Consider the following 23,075-nt stretch of genomic DNA (forward strand, 5'->3'; position numbering starts at 1 on the left):
TGATGAAACGCTTGGCTATGTTTGGCATTTTACTGGCTGGACTTTCCCCCATGGCGGCAATCGCTCAGACGCCAGCCAGTGACGCCAAGCCTTCGGAGATCCAGCAGCCGCCTTCCTCCGACCCTTCTGCATCCGATATGCGCCCGGTGGCCGTCGGCGATCACTGGACTTATCTCAGTCGGGACAATCTTACCGGCGACCTTAAAGGCGAATTCACCCAGACGGTCACGGACGTTGGAAAAACGGACGTGAGCGTCAGTGTGAAGGTTCTCGGAGGAAGTTTCCCGACTTACAGCGTCTTTGATCGGCAATGGAATGTAAAAAGCACCAACATTGTGAAGTTCGAGCCAAATGACGGCACAGGCGTGAACGATACGATGAAACTCAACGACAGCTGGAATGCAAAGGCGTCCGACATACGCGCCTCCCGGACGTTATGGAAACGGTTGGAGACATCCAAGGTTATTGGTGAGGAATCCGTCACGACGGATGCAGGCACATTCAAAGCCATCAAATACGAGACAGTGGTCAACATTCGCGGTGCTATCGACCCTGCCCAGAAAGCCACGGTCACGACCACCACTTGGTGGGTGCCGGAGATCAATCACTGGGTGAAGCGCTCCGAGAAAACCGTCCGAGACAAGCAAGTGAAATCAAACTGGACGATCGAGCTTACCGACTACGGGCGGTCGTGAAATGTCCCAATCCGGCAGGCCCATGATGACACAGATGAAGCCATTGTTCGTTGCGGTGGCGCTCATCCTTTCCAGCGGATCAGTGTTTGCCGAGGACACGAATACGACCACGGGACAGGCAAAAGATAACACGCCCGAAACGGTGGCTACACAGAACGCCGTAGCCATGCCTCAGGCCGCCGTCGGTGACCATTGGAGTTACGATATCGTCGATGACATAACCGGCGCGGTAAAGGAGAACCGTACCTGGCTGGTCACCGATATTTCGCCCAAGGACATCACTTGCAGAGTAGAGTTTGCCGGTTCGTCCAAACTCGAAAGCGTTGTCTACGATACGTATTGGGATGTTGTGCGGGACGGCGGGAGCCGTTGGTCGCCCCATAATTTCGGCGGTGTGCAACCGCCTCTCGAGGTTGGAAGATCCTGGACTTTCAAAGCCAGTGAAATCGATACGAAGGGACAAGTCTGGAAAAAGTCAGGCCAGTCCCGCGTGACCGGCAAGGAAACTGTCGTTACCAAGGCTGGCAGCTTCGATGTCTTCGTTATTGAAACGAAGTTTGTCGCGCGCAATGGCAATGACTCTTCGCGCAAGTCGGAGTTCACTATGAAGACATGGTACAGTCCCGCGATCGATCACTGGGTCAAGCGCAATACGATTGTTAGCCAGGATGGTCACGTCGTTCAAAATGACACGTTCGAACTGACCAGCTACGGCCGACGAAAGACTTAGCCGCAATGAGGCGCCGTGGTCGGCCGATGCCATGCCGGGCAAGGCGCGCCAACTTTTTTGTTTTCAATCGAGACGCAAGGGCGGATCGAGACCGTGAGCGACACAATCGCCCGTACTGCGGTCAAACAGGGATAGAACCCTCAGTCCGATATTTCCGACGGACTTTCACAGCGTCACGAATTTCATGGATAATCAGGTGTTCTCGATTGCGCGGGCGGGGAACGCGATCGGCATTTTATCGATCCTGGTTGTACCTGCTTAACGATGACGGGGGAAATACGGACCTCTTTCCGACCTGCCGCCGACAACTTTAACGTTCAGTACGCCGATCCCCGCTATAACTCGCACAAGACGCCCAACCACGGCGCATGCGGATTATCAGGGCAGGACGTGACATGGACGCGCGATCGGACAGGAACGCAATTCCGCTTGCGGTCGATCTCGACGGCACGCTGATCGCGACTGACCTGTTGTGGGAAGGGCTGTTCATCCTTCTCAAGAAAAACCCGCTCTACATCTTCCTCGTGCCCTTCTGGGCGGCCGGCGGCCCGGCGCGCCTGAAGCAGGCGATTGCCCGGCGCATAGATATCGATCCGGCCTCTCTGCCTTATCGCTCCGTGTTGCTCGAGCGCCTTCGCGCCGAACATGCCGAGGGTCGCAAGATCGTGCTGGCGACCGGCACGCCGCGCAAATTCGCCGATGCGATAGCATCACATCTGGGCATCTTCGACCGGGTGCTGGCAACGGACGGTCTCGACAACCTGACCTCCGGCAAGAAACGCGCCTCGCTTGTCGCCGCCTATGGCGACGGCGGGTTCGACTATGCCGGCAACAGCCGGCACGACCTCAAGGTGTTCGATGCCGCCCGCACCGCGATTGTCGTGGCGCCGGACCGCCATGCCGCGCGCTGGCAGGCCGCGAATGGCGCCGAGATGGTGCCGGTGCCGAAGCCGACATTCCGGACCATTGTCAGAATGCTGCGCGTGCACCAGTGGCTGAAGAACTCGCTCATCGCGGTGCCGATGGTGCTGGCGCACCAATATTTCAGCCTGGACATGATCTGGGAATGCATGCTGGCATTCGTCTCGTTCAGCGCGGTGGCGTCGGCCATCTACATTCTCAACGACTTCTTCGATCTCGCGCTCGATCGCAAACACGCCACCAAGCGCAACCGGCCCTTCGCCAGCGGCGCCCTGTCAATTCCGTTCGGGATCGGCGCGATGGTGGTGCTGCTGGCAATCGGCGTCTGCGCCAGCCTTGCACTGTCCATCGAATTCCTGGCCGTCCTTGGCGGCTACATCGTCGTGACGACAGCCTATTCGCTGTCATTCAAGCGCATGCTGCTGGTCGACGTGCTGACGCTGGCCGGGCTCTACTCGATCCGCGTCCTGGCGGGTGCAGCGGCAACAGGCGTCGCCGTATCGTTCTGGCTGCTGGCTTTCTCGATCTTCTTCTTCCTGTCGCTGGCGCTGGTAAAGCGCTACGTCGAATTGCGCACGACCGCCATTCCGGCGGGCGAGCGCATTGCGGGCCGCGGCTACCGCACCGAGGATCAGGAGATCGTCGCCCAGGCTGGCATGGCCTCGGCCTTCTCCTCGGCGCTCGTGCTTGCGCTCTACATGGACAGCGTCGCTGTGCGCGAGCTTTACCCGCACCCCTGGCTGATCTGGCCACTGGCGCCGATCGTTCTCTATCTGACCATGCGCGTGTGGATCCTCGCTCGCCGCGACGAGATGCACGACGATCCGGTCGTCTTCATCATCCGCGATTGGCGCAGCCAGATCGTCGTGTTCATCGGCGCCGTGCTGCTGGTCATCGGGGGCTGGTAGGCATGGCCGAGCGTTACCAGAGCTTCGGCCTCGCCAGCCCGGCAGCACCACGCGCAATCGCTGCCAATGACGGCATCGCGATGCTGAAGGGCCGGGGAGCGCAGAAGGACAGCCTGCTCGCCTATGGCAACGGCCGTTCCTACGGCGATTCCTGCCAGAACGATGCCGGCACGGTCGTCGACATGCGTTCGCTGAACCTTATTCGCGCCTTCAATGCCGAAACCGGTGTCATCGAGGCCGGGGCCGGGGTTCTCCTGTCCGACATCATCGCTCACGCGGCACCTTACGGCTTCTTTCCGGCGGTGGTCCCCGGCACGCAGTTCGTCACGCTCGGCGGCGCCATCGCCAATGACGTTCATGGCAAGAACCATCACCGGCGCGGCACGTTCGGTTGCCACGTCGAATCCTTCATTCTGCTGCGCTCCGACGGACGAACCTATCGCTGCTCGGCCACCGACAATGCGCGCCTGTTCCGCGCGACGATCGGCGGCATGGGACTGACCGGCCTGATCCTGTCGGCCTCGATCCGGCTGATGCGGGTGCCTTCGCTCGACGTCGTCGAGAAGGCGACACCGTTTCGCGATCTCGGTGAGTTCTTCGGTCTTGCCGAGGCCGCCGACCAGGCCAACGAATACGCCGTCGCCTGGATCGACCAGCTTGCCGGCGGCCGCAACAGCGGGCGCGGCCTGCTGCTCACCGGCAATCATGCCGAGCATGGCTCGCATGTGGCTTCACGCGCCGCGGCGACATTGTCGGTTCCGTTTCAGCCGCCGTTCAATGTGCTTAACCGGCCTTTCCTCACCGCTTTCAATGCCGCCTACCGCTGGAAGAAGGGCCGGTCTTCGGCACCGCGCCATATCGGCTACCAGGGCTTTTTCTTTCCACTCGACGGCGTCCGCGACTGGAACCGGCTCTATGGACCGAAAGGGTTGTTCCAGCACCAGAGCGTCGTGCCGGAGGACACCGCGCGGCAGATCGTGCCGGCGCTGCTCGCGGCGGCGCGAAAGGCAGGGCAAGGCTCGTTCCTGACCGTGCTGAAGCGCTTCGGCTCGATCCGCTCGCCGGCGCTGCTGTCGTTTCCACGACCGGGTTTTACGCTGACACTCGATTTCCCCAACCGGGGCGCATCAACGCTGGCGCTGCTGTCGGAACTCGACCGCATCACCGTGGAAGCCGGCGGCGCGGTCAACCCGTACAAGGATGCCCGCATGGGCGCCGATATCTTCGGCTCATCCTTTCCGGACTGGCGGCGGCTGGAGGCGTTGCGCGATGCAGCCTTCATGTCGAGCTTCTGGGCGCGAACGGCGAAGAAGCTTGACGGGCGGCGCGATACCGCCGAGGCCGCGGAATAGATAAAATTTGATTTAGTCTTGGTTATTGATTTGCTAACGGAAGCATTCACTCAAAATATGCTTGTTACTTCACGAAATATTTGCGGGTTTGCATTATCATGATCATAGGGTGAGTGGGAAAATATGAGATACATTGTCTTCATTCTTTTTACGGTCATGACCAACGCCGCCGCGCAGGTGATGCTCAAGCAGGGCATGATGTCGCTCGGTCCGATTTCGTTCGAAGGTGTCAACCCGGTGGTGAAACTGCTGCAGATCGTGTTCAGCCCGTGGGTTTTCCTTGGACTCTGCACCTTCGTCATCTCGATGGCCTCGCATCTTTATGTGCTGTCCAAGGTCGAGCTCTCCTTCGCCTATCCGTTCCTCAGCCTTGCTTATGTGGTCGTCGCCATCGTGGCCTATTTCGTCTTCCGCGAGGATCTCAACGCCTGGCGCATCGCCGGCATCGCCTTCATCTGCGTGGGCACGGTGCTGATCGCGCAGAGTGGCGGGCGCGTGCATGACGAGGAAACGGCTTCTCTTTCGTCCGACAAGATTCACAGCGAGATCATTCGATGAGACATGTGATTTTCGGCGGCGACGGTTTCGTCGGCCGTCACCTGGCGCCAAAGCTTGTGGCTGACGGCCAAGAGGTTGTCGTCGCCGATATCGTCAAGAGCGACCTGCAGCACTATCGCAATGTGCGCTTCGTTCAGTGCGATGTCACCGATCCGGCCTCCGTCGCTTCGGTCGGGCTGAAGGCCGACGACATGGTCTACAATCTGTCGGCCAAGATGCTGTCGCCGATCCAGGTGCGCGCGAAGCGGCACGAGTTCTTCTTTCCGGTCAACTTTCACGGGACCGAGCATATCATGCAGGCCATGGACAGGGCCGGTGCGCCAAAGCTCGTCCACTACACGACCGACATGATCTACGGCCATACGGTGACGCAGCCGATGACGGAGGAGCATCCGGTCGCTCCGCTCGGCGAATATGGCTGGTCGAAGCAGAAGACAGAGGAACTGGCCGCGCAATGGCGCGAGCGCGGCATGTCGATCTCATTGTTTCGCCCGCGCCTTATCATCGGCCCCGGTCGACTCGGCATCCTGGAAAAGCTGTTCAAGCTGATCGACTGGAACCTTCCGGTGCCGATGATCGGCTCAGGCAGGAATCCCTACCAGTTCATATCGGTGTTCGATTGCGCCGAGGCCGCGCGCGCCGCCTGGAAGGCCGGCGTCCCGAACGAGGCCTACAATCTCGGCTCGCTCAATCCGCCACCGGTCAGGAAATTGCTCGGCGACCTGATCAGGCATGCGGGTTCGAAATCACTGTTGATCCCGACGCCGGGCTGGGCGGTCAAGCGCACGCTCGACCTGCTCGACCTCATGAACATGCCGATCATGGACCCGGAACAATATCTGATCGCCGACGAGGAGTGCGTGCTCGATGTGTCCAAGGCCGAACGCCAGCTCGGCTGGGTGCCGCAATATCGCGACGAGGACATGCTGATCGCCGCCTACAGCGAATACCGCGCCAAGAAGGCCGGTCACGCCGTCACCACCAAACACGTCCCCGCCGAATAATGGGTTGGCCGAACAGCGGCCTAATTGGAGATTTTGAAATGACCGTCATGGCCAAACCGGATCAGACAAGCGCGCGCACCATGGTCAACGCGCCGGCGCTGTCGCCCGCCACCATCGCCAAGCCCGACCTGATCAGCGTCGAGCAGGCGAAGGCGATGGATGTCGCGACCATGACCGATCTGTTCAAGGCGCATCTCAATCCCGGCCAGCTGCATTTCATGAAGCTGCTCGGCTTCCACAAGATCAAGATCGAGCGCGCCGAGGGCATGTTCTACATCGACCAGAACGGCCGCAAGATCCTCGACTTCTTCGGCGGCTTCGGCTCGCTGGCGTTCGGCCACAATCATCCGCGCATCCTTGAAGCGCGCAGGAAATTCCAGGAAGAAAAGCGCCAGGAAATCGCCATCGCCTTCATGTCGCAATATGCGGCCGCATTGGCGCACAACATCGCCAATTGCTCGCCTGGCGATCTCGACATGGTGTTTCTCGGCTCGTCGGGCTCGGAAGCAATGGAAGCCGCGGTGAAGCTCGCCGAGCGCGCCGCCGGCCCGAAGCGGCCGAAAATCGTCTATGCCGAGAACTCCTTCCACGGCAAGACCAAGGGCGTGCTTGGCATCACCGACGGCCAGCTCTACCGCGCCGATTTCAAGATGGCCGACAACACCGTCCGCATTCCATTCGGCGACATCGGGGCAGTCGAGCGCCTGTTCCGCACCGATCCGGAGGTCGGTGTCATCGTGCTCGAAACGATCCAGGGCGGCGGCGGCATCATCCAGGCGCCGGCCGAATACTGGCAGAATCTACGCGCGCTATGCGACCAGTATGGCGTGCTATGGGTGGCCGACGAAGTGCAGTGCGGCTATGGCCGCTCGGGCCGCTTCTATGCCTTCGAGCATTACGGCGTGGTGCCGGATGTAACCGCGCTGGCCAAGTCGCTCGGCGGTGGCAAGGCGGCGGTCGGCGCGATGATTGCGCGCCGCGAGGTCTACATGAAAGCCTATGGCACGCCGAAGACGGCGATGATCCATGCCATGGCGACCTTCGGCGGCATGGGCGAGGCCTGCGTCACCTCGATCGAGGCGCTCAACGTGCTCTATGACGAGGGGCTGATCGACAACGCCGCCGTCACCGGCGACTACCTCCTGCGGCGCCTGCAGGCGCTCAAGGAGAAGTATCCGAAGATCATCAAGGATGTTCGCGGCAAGGGCTTCATGGTCGGCCTGGAGTTTCATGATTTCTCGCAGACCCTGCCGATGGTGCTGCGCCCCATCGTCAGCGTGCTAGACGACAAGCTGAAGGGCTCGCTGTCCGGCTTCGTCGGAGCGCTGCTGCTGCGCGATTACGATGTGCTGGTCGCCTTCACCGAATACAACCGCAACGTCATACGCCTCGAACCGCCGCTGATCTGCCAGCGCGAGCATGTCGACCGCTTCGTCGATGCTTTCGACAGCCTGTTGTCTCGCGGCATCGTGTCGATCGTGAAGGATTTCGTCAAAAGCCAGGTCCGTTAAAGACAGGTCCGTCAAAGAGAAGTTCGCCGAGCAATGCTGACCAAGCCTCCCGTCCCGCAAAATGCACTCGACCGGCTGACCGGAGCCGGTCTGGCGTGGGGCGAGGGGACCTATGCGCGGCTGGCCGCACCTATCGGCGCGGCGGCCTTCGCGCTGTATATTCTCTTGACGGCATTCACGGCATGGGTGCTGCCCGACGCCAATTGGGACATGCTGCCCTATCTCGCCGTCGCCGAGGAGGGCACCTATCCCGATGCGCAGGCGCTGCACGACTACGCCTACAGCACCGTAAAGGCCGGCGTTTCGGCCGGCGACTATGCGGCGCTGACCGACGATGGCGGCGGCTTCCGCAGCCACATGACGGCGAATGCCGCCGACTTCCATTCGCTGCTCGGCATGTACCGGATCAAGTTCCTCTACGCCGAAATCCTGTCGACGCTGAGTTCGGTGATGTCGCCGGTCGAGGCCATGCGGATCGTCTCGGTGTTTTCGGTGCTGTTGTTCGGCGCGATCACGCTGCTGTGGCTGCGCTCGGAGGGCGCGCTGGCGCTGGCGCCGGTGATCGGCGCGGTGCTGATCATGGCCGACTTCGGCGATGCGGCGCGCGGCTCGACGCCGGACCTGCTGTGTTCTGCGCTGTTCCTCGGCGGGCTCTATGCCTATGTCCGCGGCCGCGAGGTGGTGACGGCGACCCTGCTGTTCCTCGCCTTCATGGCGCGGCCCGACAACATTGTCTTTCTCGCCATTTTCGCCGTTCTGCTGGTTGCCTACCGGCAGAAGGCATGGGGTGCGCTGGCAGGCTTTGCCGCCTCCTTCGTCGCCTATTTCGCCATCTCGCACTGGGCGCACCATCCGGGCTGGTGGCCGCATTTGTGGTTCTCCAGCATCGAGCAGCACTACAATATGGACGACTTCCACCCTGCTTTTTCGGCAAACGCCTATCTCAGGGCGTTTGCCACCGCCGCATTGCGAGCGGTCAGCATGAACAGCTGGGTAGGTGTGTCGGTGCTGGCACTGGCGGGCTGGTATGCGGCCAGCCGCGCCGGCTTCCGGCTCGACCGCCCGGCCGGCATCCTGTTCGCGGCACTGGTGCTCGGCGTGCTGGCCAAGTTCACCGTTTTCCCGATTCACGACACGCGCATCTATTTTCCCAACCTGATCCCGCCGTTCCTACTGCTTGTCGGTCCGTTGATGGCACTGTGGTCATCATCCTTGGGTCACGGCGAACGCCGCGCCACCTTCCACGTCATTCCCGGAGACAAGCCATGAGTTCCGTTTCCAGCCTCGCGCGCATTGCCCTGTCTCTCGGTCTTCCAAAGGGGCTGCTCGATCGAGGGCCGTCGTTGCGCGGCACGAAATTCCTGGCAAGAGCGGCGCTGAAGGCGCGCTCTGGCGGGGCGGCGCGACCTTTCCAGATGGTCAATGTCGGCGCCTGCGACGGCGCGCTGTTCGACGATGTGACGCCGTGGCTGCATCGGATAAAGGGCGCCCGCGCCATGCTGGTCGAGCCCATTCCCTACAATCAGAAGCGCTTGCGCGCCAATTATCCCGACACGAGCCGCTTCATCATCGAGCCGGTGGCGGTGACCAGGTCCAAGGGCACGATCACCGTCCACACCTTCGATGCCGCCGCACTCGAGGCCGGCACGCTGCCTATCGAGTTCATCGGCTGCTCGTCGGTCACAGACACCAATTTGATGTCGGGCAAGAATGCCTGGGGCGAGGAAGACGCCAACTTCAACAAGTTCGCGCCGCATCTGAAGGACATCGAAGTGCCTTCGGAGACATTGCAGACGCTGCTCGACCGCAACGGCATCACCCATATCGACGCCTTTCTCGTCGATTGCGAGGGCGCCGACTGGATCGTCTTCGAGCAGCTTGACCTGAAACGCTATCGTCCGGGCATGATCAAGGTGGAGGTCGGCGCGCTGCCGGCAGCCGAGATCGGCCATGTCGTGGTCAAGCTGAAGACCGCCGGCTACCAGGTCGGTTTCCAGGCCGAGGACATCTGGGCCTTCGCCTAGGCCCGGTTCCAGTCAGAAGCGATGGACGGAGCGCCAACCATGGGCCATTCCTCCATCTGGTCGCACGGCTTTTTGCCGATGTCGCAAACAGGCTTCAATCGCCCCACCGCTCCGCCCTATAGTCCGCCCGCAAAAACGCTTTGGAGTCGCGGGCAATGGCAGAGTTTCCGAAAAAGGCGAAGGTCGTCATCATCGGCCTGGGTGGTATTGTCGGCGCATCCATCGCCCACCACCTGATCGAGCGTGGCTGGGACGACATCGTCGGCATCGACAAGTCGGGCATCCCCACCGATATCGGCTCGACCGCGCACGCTTCGGATTTCTGCTACACGACCAGCCACGATTTCCTGTCGTGCTGGACGACGCTCTATTCCATCGATTTCTACGAGAAGATGGGCCACTACGCCCGTGTCGGCGGCCTCGAAGTGGCTCGCGTCGGTGACGACAGCCGCATGGACGAGATCAAGCGCAAGATCGCCTCGGCCAAGGCCTTTGGCACCCGCGCGCGGCTGATCGAACCGGCAGAGATCAAGCAGAAGTTTCCGCTGATCGAGGAGCATCTTGTTCAGGGGGGGCTCTGGGATCCGGACGCCGGTCTGGTTATTCCGCGCTCGCAGACGGTTGCCGGCAAGCTGGTGGACCAGGCGGAAGCGTCCGGCAAGCTGAAGTCCTTCGCCAACACTCCGGCCAAGTCGTTGATCGTCAAGGACGGCCGCATCGCCGGCGTGGTGACCGATCGCGGCACGATCGAGGCTGACTACGTCATCGTCTGCGCCGGCATCTGGGGCCGGCTGATCGCCGAGATGGTCGGCGAGGACCTGCCGGTCATGCCGATCGACCATCCTCTGACTTTCTTCGGGCCCTACAATGAGTTCGCGGGGACGGGCAAGGAAATCGGCTGGCCGTTGCTGCGAGACCAGGGTAATTCGGCGTATATGCGCGACACCGGCGACCCCAAGACCGCCGAGGGCGGGCAGATCGAATGGGGTTACTACGAAGAGACCAATCCGCGCCTTTGCCATCCGCGCGACCTGCTGGAAAAGCATGAAGCGCGGCTTTCGCCTTCGCAGCGCGACCTCGACATGGAGCAGATCCTGGCGCCGCTTGAGCGCGCCATGGAACTGACGCCGATCCTGGGTGAACTCGGCTACAATGAAAGCCACTCCTTCAACGGCCTGCTACAGGTGACGGCGGATGGCGGCCCGTCCATGGGCGAAAGCCAGAAGGTGAGGGGTCTTTGGTATGCCGTCGCCATCTGGGTAAAGGACGGCCCCGGCATGGGCAAGCTGATCGCCGACTGGATGACGGACGGCCGAACCTCCATCGACCATCACGCCATCGACTATGCACGCTTCTATCCGCACCAGACCAAGGAACAGTTCATCTGGGATCGCTGCACCGAGACGGCGATGAAGGTTTACAATCCCGCGGTGCATCCGCGCGAGCCGTTTTCCAAGGGCCGCGACATCCGCCGTTCGCCGTTCTGGGAACGCGAGAAGGAACTCGGTGGCTACTTCATGGAACTCGGCGGCTGGGAGCGTGCCCATGGTTACGCCGCCAACGAGCATCTGCTGGAGAAATACGGCAACCGCGTCCCGGTGCGTGAGAACGAGTGGGACAACCGCCATTTCTGGCGGGTGTCCAATGCCGAACACCTCGCCATGAGCGAGGATTGCGGCATCGTCAATCTGTCGCATTTCTCGATGTATGACATCGAAGGCCCCGACCATGTCGCGCTGCTGGAATGGCTCTGCGCGGCGAAGATCGGTGGCGACAATAACATCGGCAAGGGCATCTACACCCACTTCCTCGACGAGGAAGGCATGGTGCGCGCCGACTTCACCGTCATCCGCATGGCCGACCGCTGCCGTTTGATCGACGGTGCGGATGCCGGCCCGCGCGACTTCCAGTACATGCGGCGCACGGCGCAGGACAAAGGTTTTGATGTCACCATCACCGATGTGACGGAGAAATTCGTCACCATCGGCATCTGGGGACCGAATGCCCGGACGACCCTGCAGAAGGTGGTCGAGAATCCGGATGGCCTGTCGCTGGAAAACTTCCCCTTCGCGGCGATCAAGCCGGTCAGGATCGGCGGCAAGGATGTCACGGCATTCCGCATCTCCTATGTCGGCGAGCAGGGCTGGGAACTGCATATGCGCTATGAGGATGGCCTGGCCGTCTGGGACGCGCTGCGCTCCACCGGCGTGATGCCTTTCGGCGTCGAGACCTATGCCAACACGCGGCGCATGGAAAAGAGCCTGCGCCTGCAGAATGCCGATCTGCTGACCGAGTACAATCTGCTGGAAGCCGATCTTGCGCGACCGAAGGTCAAGGAGAACGATTTCTGCGGCAAGGCCAAGCATGTGGAGTATCGTGCCCGCGAGCACCAGCCTGCCATGTTGTGCACGCTGGTGATGACTTCGAATGTCGATTCGAAGGGCGTTGCGCGGTATCCCGTCGGCATCATGCCGGTGATGGATCCGAAGACGGGCGAAACGCTGGTCGATGAGCTCGGCCGCCGCTCCTTCACCAGTTCCATCGCCTACGGCCCGACGATTGGCAAGAACATCGCGCTCGCCTATCTGCCCTGGGCCTATGCCCACGAAGGCCGCAAGCTCAACGTGGAGTACTTTGGCGAGACCTATCCGGTCGAGGTGGCGGCCGTCGGCTACAAGCCGCTCTACGATCCGGAAAACCTCAAGCCACGCAGCTGATTGCAGGTTTTGGGCGTGACTGTAGCGGTTGCACCCAAATCTAATGCCGTAACGCCGCGTCTATTTCAGCCTGGCTTTTTGGAAGGCTGTTACCGGTAGCGATCTCGGCACTCAATTTGCTTGCCCGCTCCCAGCGGTCGGCGAAGTTCCAGCCGCCGATCTGGATGCTTGAGTACACAGTGGTTTCGCCCCTGGAGCCCGGCGTGAAGTACATCACGCCGTCTGTCGGAGGCGGGTAAACGGCAGCGCGCTTGTACTTCTTGTAGAACTGGTCGCGGATGCGATTGCTGATCCTTGTGTTGTCCTGTTCGCCGATCCACGACACGAAGGCGGCCGAAAGAAATGTCGACAGGCCGGCGGCAAGCGTTTTCATCAACTCCTCGGTTGCCGGATCCGTGTCTTTCGGCGGTGCGAGGTCGATGGCCACGACAACGATCAGGCCGGAGACGAAAGCGGCTATGGCGGCCGGTCCGAGAACCCAGCCTTCGAGGAAAAGCAGCCCCGCGCGTGGCATTTTTGGAAGGAACAGATTGCCGATCAGTTCCAGCAGATAGCCGGCCCCGATTGCCCCGAGCACCAGCCAGAGGGCTTCGGCCCATTGGTGATTGATCAGCATCCATGCGAAAGCCATGCCGATCAGGACGACAATCAGTGCCTTCGCGGGACCGCGAAGATCCCCGAAAAGATCCTGCAGTTCCGACCACAGTCCGCCGAACATGACGGTCAGCTCTCGTGCATGGGGTCGTGGCTGCATTGCCAGACGACATGGCCGTCCGGCTTGCGCACCTGCTGCATCGGCGCATAGGGAAGGGCCATCTGGCACTCGTTGGTCGCGGCGAGCGCCGTGAGCAGCTTCACGCTTTCGAAAAGCGCCCGGACCAACGGCTCGGCGGGGCCGGCCGGCAGGATCGTCTCCCGGCTGCGATCCAGCGCGGTGATGGCGTCAGCCAGTTCAAATGTGGAGATCGACTTCGGATTATCGGTGGGAGGCGAAGCGGCATGGAACGTCAAAAGCCGTGTTGCCAGCGCCAGTGCGCGTACGATCGGCTCCAGATCGGTGGTCTCGGCGGCAAAAGGCCTGAACCTCGACAGTTCCGCGGTCAGCTCGCCCAGCTGTTCGACGGCCTGCTTTTGCGCGTTGGCAAGTTGATGGACTGGATCTTCCGCCTGCTGCGACATCGGTTTTCCCCACAGCTCCCGGATCGATGATAGTCCAAGTCACGTCGGTGTAGAAGTGCGGCGGTCGCGGCGGGTGACGTCGTTGAGGCGAGCAGCACGGAAAATGCGAGCGGCCACTTCACCCGCCGATCCCGTTCGCGCATTATCCCGGCATGGTTCGGGCATTGACAGCGCTGCTGGCGGTATCCGCGGCTATCCTGCCGCCGTACGGTTTTGCGCGAGCGGACGAGCCCGTCGATGTCGAGTTGATACTCGCCGTCGATGTTTCCTTGTCCATGTCGCCGGAGGAGCTCGAGATTCAACGCCACGGCTATGTGGCGGCCCTGACGCACGACAATGTCCTGCAAGCCATCGCCGACGGCGCGCATGGCAAGATCGCGGTCACCTATGTCGAATGGGCGGGCACGACCTGGCAGCGCGTGATCGTGCCGTGGACGGTCATCGCCAGTCGCGCCGACGCCGAGCGTGTTGCCGAGAAGCTTTCCGCGCAGCCACCCGACAGCGCCCGGCGCACCTCGATTTCCGGCGCCCTGCAATTCGGTAGTGATCTCTTCGCTGAAAGCGGCTTCCAGGGTGACAAGCGGGTCATCGACATATCGGGCGATGGTCCCAACAACCAGGGCGCGCCGGTCGACGGCATACGCGACGAACTGGTCAAGCAGGGCATCATCATCAACGGCCTGCCATTGATGACCCGTAGCGGCTTCGGCAGCGCTTACGACGTCGATCATCTCGACCGCTACTACAGCGATTGCGTGATCGGCGGTCCCGGCGCCTTCATGATCCCGGTCAACGACTGGACGCAGTTTCCCGAAGCCATCCGCCGCAAGCTGGTGCTGGAGCTCGCTGGCCCCGCGTCGCCGCAACGTGCGGAGGAAGAGGCCGGCCATGCGCCGGTGGTTCTCGTTGACGACAAGCCGTCCGTCGACTGCCAGCTCGGCGAAAAGATGTGGCGCAATCGTAACTGGATGCAGAAGCAGCCGTAGGGGCCCCGGTTGCCTGAGCTGGTTTCGTGGCAGCGCGATCATGATTCAGTGCGCGCTGCTCGGGTCATGACGCACTACACATTCCTGTTCATTGACAAGCCATGTGGCGTCTGTGAACAATTCCCCATTAAGAAAACAAAAGGGGAACCGAGATGAACAGGATCGCCATTTTTACAGCAACTTTGACACTCGCCGCCGGATTGTCCGCGCCGGTCATGGCCGCCACGGCGGTCACCATCGGCATCAGCGGGTGGACGGGTTTTGCCCCACTCACCCTCGCCAAACAGGCCGGTATCTTCGAAAAGCATGGCCTCGACGTCACCTTGAAGAAGGTGCCGCAGGCGAGCCGGCCGCTGGCCATCGCCAGCGGTGACCTGCAATGCGCGGCCACCACGGTCGAGACCTGGCTGGTGTGGAATGCGAGCGGTGTCAACACCAAGCAGATATTCCAGCTCGACAAGTCCTATGGCGCGGACGGCATCGTCGTGCGCAACGACATCAAGACGGTCGCCGATCTCAAGGGCAAGAATGTCGCCTCCTCGGCGCCGGGCACCTCGCCCTATTTCCTGCTCGCCTGGGTGCTGAACAAGAACGGCATGTCGACCAAGGACGTGACGGTGGTCAACCTGGAGCCGGACGCGGCGGCGCAAGCCTTCCTTGCCGGCCAGAACGATGCGGCTGTGACCTATGAGCCGTTCATCTCGGCGGTGCGCGACAAGTCCGACCAGGGCCATATCCTGGCGACCACGCTCGACTATCCGATGGTGCTCGACACGGTCGGCTGCACGCCGGAATTCCTCAAGGCCAATCCAGATGCCGCCAAGGCGCTGGCCGACAGCTATTTCGACGCGCTCGACCTGATCAAGAGCGATCCGCAGAAATCCTACGAGATCATGGGCGCCGACGTGAAGCAGTCGGCCAAGGAGTTCGAGGATTCGGCGAAATATCTGAAATGGGCCGACAAGGCCGAGAACAAGCAGTTCTTCACCAAGGATTTTCAGGATTTTTCCAAGACCGCCGGCGACCTTCTGCTGCAGATGGGGCTGATCAAGCAGGCGCCGGATGTCACGACGCTGGCCGACACCAGCGCCGTAGCCAACTGAGCGGCGGACAGCATCGCTTCGCGGCGGCGCATGGCGCCGCCGTCTTCCCATTTTCAAGGACACCCTAGATGCCGCGCCCCCTGCATCCGGTTTCGCCGGGCATCCGAACGATGCTCGGCATCTCCTTCTTTGTGCTGTTCGTGGCGTTCTGGGCGTGGATCACGCTCGGCGGTCACGTAAACCGCATCTTCCTCGCCGATCCGCTCTCCATGCTGAAGGACGGTTGGCGCCTGCTGGTCGAGGACCGCTTCTGGCTCGACATCCTCATCACCATCTGGCGCGTCTTTGGCGGCTTCCTGCTGGCGTCCATCGTGGCGGTGCCGATCGGCATCATGATGGGGGCGTGGAAGCCGGTTGAGGCATTTCTTGAACCGTTCGTCTCCTTCGCGCGCTACCTGCCGGCTTCGGCGTTCATTCCGCTGCTCATCCTTTGGGCCGGCATTGGCGAACTGGAGAAACTGCTCGTCATCTTCGTCGGCTCGGTGTTCCAGATCATCCTGATCATCGCCGTCAAGGTCGGCAGCACGCGGCGCGACCTGGTCGAGGCGGCCTATACGCTGGGCTCCACGGACAACGGCATCGTGCGGCGTGTGATCATGCCGGCCAACGCGCCGGAAATCGCCGAAACGCTGCGGCTGGTGCTGGGCTGGGCCTGGACCTATGTCATCGTCGCCGAATTGATCGGCTCGTCCTCGGGCATCGGCTACATGATCATCAACAGCCAGTCGCGGCTGGCAACGGGGCAGATCATCTTCGGCATCATCGTCATCGGCCTGATCGGGCTGTTGTCCGATTTCGCCTTCAAGACCTTCAACCGCTGGCTCTTTCCTTGGAGCCTGGCATGAGCAAGCTTCGGATCGAGGGCGTTTCGCGAACGTTTGCCGGCGTGCGTGGCGGGCAACCGGTCAAGGCGCTGATGCCGATCGACATGGTTGTCACGGCCAACGACTTCATCACCATCCTTGGGCCGTCGGGCTGCGGAAAGTCGACGCTGCTCAGGGTCGTTGCCGGCCTGGAGGAACCGAGCACGGGCCGTGTCTTGCTCGACGGCAAGGCGGTGTCCCGGCCCGGGCCGGATCGCGGCATGGTCTTCCAGTCCTACACATTGTTCCCGTGGCTGACGGTGGCGGAGAATATCGCCTTCGGCCTGCGCGAGCGGGGTATGCCTGAGCGTGAACGCGCAGGGATCGTTGCTTCCTACATCGATCTCGTCGGGCTCAAGGGGTTCGAGAACCATTGGCCAAAACAGCTTTCAGGCGGCATGCAGCAGCGCACGGCCATCGCGCGCGCTCTGGCCAATGACCCGGAGATCCTGCTGCTGGACGAGCCGTTCGGCGCGCTTGACAATCAAACCCGTGGGCTGATGCAGGAGCTGCTGCTGGGCATCTGGGAGCGCCGCAAGAAGACGGTGCTGTTCGTGACCCACGACATCGAGGAAGCCATCTTCATGGCCTCTCGCGTGATCGTGATGACGGCACGGCCCGGCAGCATCAAGTCGGATGTCGCCGTCGACCTGCCGCATCCGCGCCATTACACGCTGAAGACCAGCCCGGAATTCTCGGCGCTGAAGGCGCGGCTGACGGAGGATCTGCGCGTCGAGGCGATCCGAACCGCGCAGACACAGGGCTAGACGCCCGCGCGACATGCTGCCGGTGGCGGCTGTGTCGGTCAGGTTGCGGCGGGCAGTACGGCGTTGACCAGCGCGATGCAGCCATCGAGGCCGTTTCGGATGGCTGTCTCGTCGTGGCGGCGCTCCCAGTCCAGCCACAGGCCGTCGAGCGTTGCCATGATCGTGTCGGCGAGCGGCGTCACCGCGTCCGGCCCAATCCGGCGGTCGACCGCGACGTTGCGCAGAAGTTCGCTTAGTTGCGATCGATAGCTCTCGTAAAGTTCCCGCTCCACGGAGGCGATCTCGTCATAGGCGAGCGCGGCGGACCAGAGATCAATTCTGACGCGCAGATAGTCGCGCTTGAGGAAGGCCTTGCTGAAGCCCGTGCCAAGAAAAACCCGCAACTGCTCGATCGGGCTTTTGGGCGAGATGCCGAGATCACGCTGTGTCGCTTCGAACAGGGTCAGGGACGCGTAGCGGTAGGTTTCAACCAGCACCTCCTTCATGTCCTTGAAATGGTAGGTGATGTGTCCGAGCGATATGTTGGAATGTTCGGCGATCTTTCTCGCCGTCAGTTTCGCGTAACCATATTCCTGCAGGCACAGGAAGGCGGCCTCGACGATTTCGGCCCGCCTGTCTTGCGATGATCTGACGACATGCGCCTTTCGTTCCTGGGCCAATGCCTACGCTTCCTTCCCTGAAATATCGGCCGAAATCGTTCGGCGAGCTTTGATACCCAAGCTGCCTTTTTATGCGTCCGGCATCAACGGTCGGTTTCAGAGCCTGTTGACATGTCGATTTGTACGGACGTACAACATAGCGGCATTGGTACATCTGTACAACTCTTGGGCTCGCCATCTCGCGGAGCGCCACGAGACGGGGAGGGACATGCGACAGAAGGCCTGGGTGGATGCTCGGAACTGTGACCGCCGCGCTTTGCGCGACATGTTCGGTTCGTTCATGACGGGTGTGACAGTGGTGGCGGCGTGCGACGCGCGCGGCACGCCGAGCGCGCTCACGGCAAACTCGTTTACATCCGTGTCGCTCGATCCTCCGCTGATCCTGGTTTGCCTGGCCAAGTCGTCGATAACTGCCGGCGTCGTGACCCGAGCCGAGCACTTCAGCGTCAACATACTGGGCGATTGGCAACGCGAGGTTTCGGCCGTCTTTGCCTCGCGCAGCCCCGCCAGGGATGTCGCGCTTGACGCGCTTACGCCCGGTATGCCGCCGGTGCTCGACGACAGCCTCGCCATCATGACCTGCACACGTCACCAGGTCGTCGACGCGGGCGACCACATGATTCTGATCGGCATCGTGACCCGCTTCAGCTGCATGGGTGGCGAGCCTCTGGCCTATTTTCGTGGAGGGTATGCCGTCCTGGGCGCCGCGGCGCATGCGCAGGCGGATCAGCAGGCGCCGGTGGGTATCCACCTCAGCGCCGACATTCGATAACTGAAACCGGACGGGGACAACACCACATGGATTTCAACCACTTCCTGTCGAGCTATCTGCCGGATCCGGCCTATGGCGGCACCCGGCTCTACCGCGACATGATCGAGCAGGCGGTATGGGCCGAAAAGGTCGGATACAGCGCGGTGTCGATCCCCGAGCACCATCTCATCAATATCCTGCTCGTGCCGTCGCCGCTGCAGCTTGCCGTGCGCATCGCCGCGGCGACGAACTGTATCAAGCTGGTCACGTCCATCGCCGTGCTGTCAGTGCGCGACATGCGCGTCTTCGCTGGCGAGGTCGTGCAGGCGAGCATGCTGTGCGATGGCCGGCTTGTGCTCGGCGTCGGCCGTGGCGCCTTCGCCTACGAGGTTGCCCGGCTGGGCACCCCGATCGAGCAGACAAGGGCAAAGTTCGATGAATCGCTTGAAGTGCTGCAGGCGCTGCTGACGCGCGAGGAGGTTTCCTGGCACGGCGACTTCTACCGCTTCGACCCGATCACCATCATGCCGCGGCCCGAAGTGGAGATACCTCTGATGATGGCGGTGATGGCGCCGGAGGGCATCGAGGCCTGTGCCAGGCAGGGCTACATGGTTCAGACCACGCCGTTGCAAGCCTCTCATTCGGTGCTCATGGAGCAGGTGAACGCGTTCAAGCGCGGCAAGGCCGAGGCTGAACTAAACGGCAGGACGAGCCGCCTGTCGCTGATGCGCGGCATCTATCTGGCCCGCAATGCCGCCGACGCCCGCCGCAAGCTGGAACTGGCCTACAGTTACTACGAGCGTTTCGACAATGTCTTCTCTGGACCGGGTATCGTCGATTGCGGATGCATTCGGCCGCTGCCACGCCGTCAATCGCTGGAGGACCTCGGCAAGAGCCTTATCATCTGCGAGGCCGCTGAAATGGTCGACCGCATCTCGGCCTATGCCGAAGCTGGCATCGACGAGGTCATCACGTCCAGCAATTTCGGCCAGCCGCAGTCCGACACACTCGACATGATGGAGCGGTTCTCGGTGGATGTGATGCCACACGTTGCGAGCCTTCGCGAACGCTCCGCCGCCTGATTCCGAACAGCCAACCGGTTCAACATCGAAAAGGGAGATTTGAAGACATGCCGATCATCAAGGTGGAAATGTTCAGCGGGCGCACGGTCGACCAGAAGCGTCAATTGGCAAAGGCGCTGACGGACAGCTTCATCAATGTGTGTGGCGGCAAGCCTCAGTCGGTTCACATCATCATCGAGGACGTGGACAAGGCCAATTGGGGTATCGGCGGCGAGTTGTGCTCGGACCTCTATCCCGATCCCAAGCCGGCGGGAGGCGCCTGAGGTGCCGGCGATGAGCAAGCCTGTAGACTGCGTCCATTCTATAGAGGGCAGTGGGCCAGCCGTGTTCCTGATCCATGGGATTGGTGCGCGCCGCGCCGGTTGGTCGAAATTGGTGGAAGCACTGAAGGACCGGTTCACCTGTATTTCCTATGACCTGCGCGGTCATGGCGACTCGCCGCTTCCTTCGGATCGCTTCGGACTTGAAGACCTCGTCGACGATCTGGAGCATTTGCGTGCCAAGCTTGGCATCGAACGGGCGCATCTGGCGGGCCACTCGCTTGGCGGCATGATCGGCCCGGCCTACGCACGACGTTTTCCCGACCGGGTCCTGTCGGTGGGCTTGCTGTCTACTGCCGCGTTCCGCACAGAAGACGACAGCGCGAAGGTCAAGGCGGTCGTCGCGGCCATGCGTGAGCGCGGCATCGGCCAGGTGCTCGACACCCTGACGGCTCGCTGGTTCACGGACGAATTCGCGTCACAGCGCCCGGACGTCATCGAGTGGCGAAAGAGGCAGGTGATGGACACGCCTGCCGACATATTCCTCAACGTCTTCGACATCTACGCCGAGACTGAGATGGGGCCATGGCTGCATGAAATCTCGGCGCCATGCCTGGTGCTTACAGGCGAGTTCGACGGCGGCTGCAACCCGCGCCTCAACAGGCGGATCGCAGACGCCCTGCCGCATGCGGAGTTGGTGATCCTGGGCGGGCTGAAGCACGCCATCCTGATTGAAGCCAGCGAGCGGGTCGCACCGCCCATGCGGCAATTCCTGCTCGCCAATTCCTGACGGGCAGCGCCTGTTCTCGGGTCAGGCCGCCAGCAGTTGCTTGCGGTCGACACGCTCCTGCTGCGGTGATCGGGCGTAGAGTTCGCGGTAGCATTTGGAAAAATGCGAGGCCGAGACGAAGCCGCAGGCAACGGCCACCTCGACCACCGGCATGGACGACTGGATCAGCAGGTGCCGGGCGCGGTCGAGGCGAATCTCCAGATAGTAGCGGGCAGGGGATCTGCCCATTTCGGTCCTGAAAAGGCGCTCGATCTGGCGGCGGGACAGGTCGACATGATCGGCGATCTCGATCAGCGACAGTGGCTCCGACAAATTGCCCTCCATCAGTTCGATGATGGTCAGCACTTTCGAGTTCTGTACGCCGAGGCGCGCGCGCAGCGGCAGGCGCTGGCGGTCGGTCGGGCTGCGCACGCGGTCCGTCAGCACCTGTTCGCAGACCCGGTTGACGAGGTTCTCGTCGAAATCGTCGCCGATCAGCTTCAGCATCATGTCGAGCGCGGCGGTGCCGCCAGCGCAGGTATAGATGTTCTGGTCGATCTCGAACAGATCGGCAAAGACGTTGGCCTTCGGGAAAGCCTCGGAGAAGCCCGGCAGGTTCTCCCAATGGATGGCGCAGCGCTTGTTGGACAAGAGACCGGCGGCGGCAAGGATATGCGCGCCGGTGCACAGGCCTCCGACCGCGACGCCGCGATTGTATTCCTCGCGCAACCAAGCGAAGGCCGACTTGTTCTGGTAGCGCTCGACATTGGTGCCGCTGCACACGATGGCCATGTTCGGCCGCTCGGGGCCGGCCATCTTCTTGCGCTCCTCCTCCAACGAGGTATTGACGGCGCATTCGACACCGTTCGAAGCGCGCACCGGCTTGCCGTCAATGCTCGCCAGACGCCAGCGATAGGCCTCGTAGCCGAGCATCCGGTTGGCGGAGCGCAGCGGGTCGAGTGCTGTCGCGAAAGCGATCATGGTGAAATCGGGAACAAGGAAGAACACAAACGATCGCTTGATCGGATGCTTGACGGCGTTCAAGGGAACCTCATCTGGCCATGACGCGAACAGGATGTCGCGAATAGCATAGCGACATCAGGAAAAACCATTCCTGTCAATTGGCTAGGGGGCAAGGATAAGATTAAATTTGCGACATGGGTCGCAAATGGGCAATTGCTGTGCAGTGATGCTCGAACGGCTACCACCGTCAGGTTGTGAAAAGGCGCCAAGCGGCAATTCACAAACAAAAACGCCGCCCCGGTAGAACGAAGCGGCGCCAGTAAATACCAGGCCGCGGCAGGGAAGCGCGGCGCTGGAGGTCATCCGTGCGTCGAGAAAACGCTCAGCTTCTTGATATCAGGCGACGAAGCCGAGGCGCGCCGCATTCATGGCGCCGGTCTGGCCGGGCATGGTGTTGGCAAGGCGCTGGCGCTCAAGAGCGGTTGTCAGGTTCATTTCGCGGCGGGCGAAGAGGCGTGCGAAAAGCTTCATGATTCATCTCCATTCGGTTGCTCAGACGGGTCGCCTTCGCTTTATGGAGTGGGGCAGCTCGTTTGTTGGTGGTGATATAGGCTTGTGTGAGTGGAAACTAAATCGCAAAAGCGAAGCACTTGATATGAAAAGCGACACCGAATGCGACGCATTTGGGCAGTGTGCCAGAAATTTGTTATTTCCTACAAGGCGTTATCTGTAAAATGGGCTGCCATGCGGCTTGCTCATATGCGCCATGCAGCGATGACATGGCTCCAAAAGTTATTTGAATACAAATAAAACAGAAAGGCCTGCCGGGCGGGTCCACACGGCAGCCTTCAGCATTTGGTACACACGGTTTACTTTGCTCCAGCCCAGGATCCGACGCCATTGCGAATGCCGGTCTTGGTGTCGGCGGCTTCAGGCCAGCCAATATCCTTCTGCAATTCGATCGGCAGGGAGCGGATGGCGCGCTCTGTCTGGTAGCGGGCGCGTGCCGCATTGAACTCGGTCGCGATACGACCGATGGACGACAGGATAGACATTGCTTTCTCCTTTGTGCCGGCTGGGAGTTCCCGGCAACGGCTGACTACATCAGGTCTGTTTCAGCTTCATTTCATGTCGATTGCAGGTCTGTGTCGTGTTGGTTTCATGGCTGCTTTTGGCAGCATCCTGCTTCGACAAGATTGACTATCCTCCCAAACTGATGTTCAATCAAACGAAATGGAATGATGCTTTGTATCAGAAAAATTGAAGGTCGGTT

The 23,075-nt window shown here is 61.4% G+C and carries 24 protein-coding genes; 18 read left to right on the forward strand and 6 right to left on the reverse strand.

Translation table 11 applies throughout. From position 1 onward, the window contains the following. The first annotated feature begins 2 nt into the window (after nucleotides 1–2). From ACO07C_RS01925 to ACO07C_RS01970, 10 genes are all read left to right on the forward strand, one after another. The gene (locus ACO07C_RS01925; protein ID WP_421912544.1) at nucleotides 3–695 is read left to right on the forward strand and encodes a hypothetical protein; all 693 of its coding nucleotides are present in this window, start codon (nucleotides 3–5) and stop codon (nucleotides 693–695) included. A gap of 22 nt (nucleotides 696–717) precedes the next feature. Then, nucleotides 718–1,425 (forward strand): hypothetical protein, encoded by a 708-nt coding sequence (locus ACO07C_RS01930; protein WP_421912545.1) that lies wholly within the window; start codon nucleotides 718–720, stop codon nucleotides 1,423–1,425. Between the two features lie 395 nt (nucleotides 1,426–1,820). Beyond that, on the forward strand, nucleotides 1,821–3,254 hold the full coding sequence (locus tag ACO07C_RS01935; RefSeq protein WP_421912546.1) for a UbiA family prenyltransferase: 1,434 nt from the start codon (nucleotides 1,821–1,823) through the stop codon (nucleotides 3,252–3,254). Nucleotides 3,255–3,256: 2 nt separating this feature from the next. Continuing rightward, nucleotides 3,257–4,606, forward strand: coding sequence for an FAD-binding oxidoreductase (locus ACO07C_RS01940; protein ID WP_421912547.1), 1,350 nt, complete (start codon nucleotides 3,257–3,259; stop codon nucleotides 4,604–4,606). Nucleotides 4,607–4,729: 123 nt separating this feature from the next. Continuing rightward, nucleotides 4,730–5,164: an EamA family transporter gene (locus ACO07C_RS01945; RefSeq protein ID WP_421912548.1), complete on the forward strand. Its 435-nt coding sequence runs from the start codon at nucleotides 4,730–4,732 to the stop codon at nucleotides 5,162–5,164. Further along, nucleotides 5,161–6,168 (forward strand): NAD-dependent epimerase/dehydratase family protein, encoded by a 1,008-nt coding sequence (locus tag ACO07C_RS01950; RefSeq protein WP_421912549.1) that lies wholly within the window; start codon nucleotides 5,161–5,163, stop codon nucleotides 6,166–6,168. The genes ACO07C_RS01945 and ACO07C_RS01950 overlap by 4 nt, the downstream gene beginning before the upstream one ends. A gap of 80 nt (nucleotides 6,169–6,248) precedes the next feature. Continuing rightward, on the forward strand, nucleotides 6,249–7,679 hold the full coding sequence (locus ACO07C_RS01955; protein WP_421917422.1) for an aspartate aminotransferase family protein: 1,431 nt from the start codon (nucleotides 6,249–6,251) through the stop codon (nucleotides 7,677–7,679). 33 nt (nucleotides 7,680–7,712) lie between these two features. Next, complete coding sequence (locus tag ACO07C_RS01960) at nucleotides 7,713–8,948, forward strand: hypothetical protein (protein ID WP_421912550.1); 1,236 nt, start codon at nucleotides 7,713–7,715, stop codon at nucleotides 8,946–8,948. Then, entirely contained in the window at nucleotides 8,945–9,703 is a 759-nt protein-coding gene (locus ACO07C_RS01965) for an FkbM family methyltransferase (RefSeq protein ID WP_421912551.1), read from the forward strand. The genes ACO07C_RS01960 and ACO07C_RS01965 overlap by 4 nt, the downstream gene beginning before the upstream one ends. A gap of 155 nt (nucleotides 9,704–9,858) precedes the next feature. Continuing rightward, complete coding sequence (locus tag ACO07C_RS01970; protein ID WP_421912552.1) at nucleotides 9,859–12,420, forward strand: GcvT family protein; 2,562 nt, start codon at nucleotides 9,859–9,861, stop codon at nucleotides 12,418–12,420. Nucleotides 12,421–12,460: 40 nt separating this feature from the next. Here the strand turns inward: ACO07C_RS01970 and ACO07C_RS01975 are convergent, their stop codons facing one another. Together ACO07C_RS01975 and ACO07C_RS01980 are read right to left on the reverse strand one after the other, a co-directional pair. Then, entirely contained in the window at nucleotides 12,461–13,138 is a 678-nt protein-coding gene (locus tag ACO07C_RS01975) for a hypothetical protein (protein WP_421912553.1), read from the reverse strand. A 5-nt stretch (nucleotides 13,139–13,143) separates the two neighbouring features. Beyond that, a complete protein-coding gene (locus tag ACO07C_RS01980) occupies nucleotides 13,144–13,599 on the reverse strand; it encodes a hypothetical protein (RefSeq protein WP_421912554.1) in 456 nt (151 codons plus the stop codon). Nucleotides 13,600–13,751: 152 nt separating this feature from the next. Here ACO07C_RS01980 and ACO07C_RS01985 point away from each other — a divergent pair, with 152 nt between their 5' ends. The 4 genes from ACO07C_RS01985 to ACO07C_RS02000 all read left to right on the forward strand — a co-directional run bounded on the left by ACO07C_RS01985 (nucleotide 13,752) and on the right by ACO07C_RS02000 (nucleotide 17,318). Continuing rightward, nucleotides 13,752–14,585 carry a DUF1194 domain-containing protein gene (locus tag ACO07C_RS01985; protein ID WP_421912555.1) on the forward strand — a complete coding sequence of 278 codons (834 nt, stop codon included), beginning with the start codon at nucleotides 13,752–13,754 and terminating at the stop codon, nucleotides 14,583–14,585. A gap of 152 nt (nucleotides 14,586–14,737) precedes the next feature. Then, nucleotides 14,738–15,688: an ABC transporter substrate-binding protein gene (locus ACO07C_RS01990; RefSeq protein ID WP_421912556.1), complete on the forward strand. Its 951-nt coding sequence runs from the start codon at nucleotides 14,738–14,740 to the stop codon at nucleotides 15,686–15,688. A gap of 68 nt (nucleotides 15,689–15,756) precedes the next feature. After that, nucleotides 15,757–16,533 (forward strand): ABC transporter permease, encoded by a 777-nt coding sequence (locus tag ACO07C_RS01995; protein WP_421912557.1) that lies wholly within the window; start codon nucleotides 15,757–15,759, stop codon nucleotides 16,531–16,533. Next, nucleotides 16,530–17,318 (forward strand): ABC transporter ATP-binding protein, encoded by a 789-nt coding sequence (locus ACO07C_RS02000; RefSeq protein WP_421912558.1) that lies wholly within the window; start codon nucleotides 16,530–16,532, stop codon nucleotides 17,316–17,318. Before ACO07C_RS01995 ends, ACO07C_RS02000 begins: the two co-directional genes overlap by 4 nt. Before the next feature lie 38 nt (nucleotides 17,319–17,356). On the opposite strand, the gene ACO07C_RS02005 is transcribed toward ACO07C_RS02000, so the two are convergent. After that, on the reverse strand, nucleotides 17,357–17,977 hold the full coding sequence (locus ACO07C_RS02005; protein ID WP_421912559.1) for a TetR/AcrR family transcriptional regulator: 621 nt from the start codon (nucleotides 17,975–17,977) through the stop codon (nucleotides 17,357–17,359). 208 nt (nucleotides 17,978–18,185) lie between these two features. On the opposite strand from ACO07C_RS02005, the gene ACO07C_RS02010 reads away from it, so the two are divergent. The 4 genes from ACO07C_RS02010 to ACO07C_RS02025 are packed head-to-tail and all read left to right on the forward strand — an operon-like array spanning nucleotide 18,186 to nucleotide 20,860. Next, complete coding sequence (locus tag ACO07C_RS02010) at nucleotides 18,186–18,749, forward strand: flavin reductase family protein (RefSeq protein ID WP_421912560.1); 564 nt, start codon at nucleotides 18,186–18,188, stop codon at nucleotides 18,747–18,749. 26 nt (nucleotides 18,750–18,775) lie between these two features. Next, nucleotides 18,776–19,810, forward strand: a complete 1,035-nt coding sequence (locus tag ACO07C_RS02015; protein ID WP_421912561.1) for an LLM class flavin-dependent oxidoreductase — start codon at nucleotides 18,776–18,778, stop codon at nucleotides 19,808–19,810. Nucleotides 19,811–19,857: 47 nt separating this feature from the next. Continuing rightward, entirely contained in the window at nucleotides 19,858–20,073 is a 216-nt protein-coding gene (locus ACO07C_RS02020; RefSeq protein WP_421912562.1) for a tautomerase family protein, read from the forward strand. A gap of 10 nt (nucleotides 20,074–20,083) precedes the next feature. Continuing rightward, complete coding sequence (locus ACO07C_RS02025) at nucleotides 20,084–20,860, forward strand: alpha/beta fold hydrolase (RefSeq protein ID WP_421912563.1); 777 nt, start codon at nucleotides 20,084–20,086, stop codon at nucleotides 20,858–20,860. 21 nt (nucleotides 20,861–20,881) lie between these two features. On the opposite strand, the gene ACO07C_RS02030 is transcribed toward ACO07C_RS02025, so the two are convergent. From ACO07C_RS02030 to ACO07C_RS02040, 3 genes are all read right to left on the reverse strand, one after another. Next, on the reverse strand, nucleotides 20,882–21,820 hold the full coding sequence (locus ACO07C_RS02030) for a GlxA family transcriptional regulator (RefSeq protein ID WP_421917423.1): 939 nt from the start codon (nucleotides 21,818–21,820) through the stop codon (nucleotides 20,882–20,884). A gap of 378 nt (nucleotides 21,821–22,198) precedes the next feature. After that, nucleotides 22,199–22,333 (reverse strand): hypothetical protein, encoded by a 135-nt coding sequence (locus tag ACO07C_RS02035; protein ID WP_013531161.1) that lies wholly within the window; start codon nucleotides 22,331–22,333, stop codon nucleotides 22,199–22,201. Between the two features lie 338 nt (nucleotides 22,334–22,671). Beyond that, nucleotides 22,672–22,857 (reverse strand): hypothetical protein, encoded by a 186-nt coding sequence (locus ACO07C_RS02040; RefSeq protein ID WP_354458377.1) that lies wholly within the window; start codon nucleotides 22,855–22,857, stop codon nucleotides 22,672–22,674. Nucleotides 22,858–23,075 lie beyond the last annotated feature (218 nt).

Source organism: Mesorhizobium sp. (genome assembly GCF_965229135.1).
GTDB lineage: Bacteria > Pseudomonadota > Alphaproteobacteria > Rhizobiales > Rhizobiaceae > Mesorhizobium.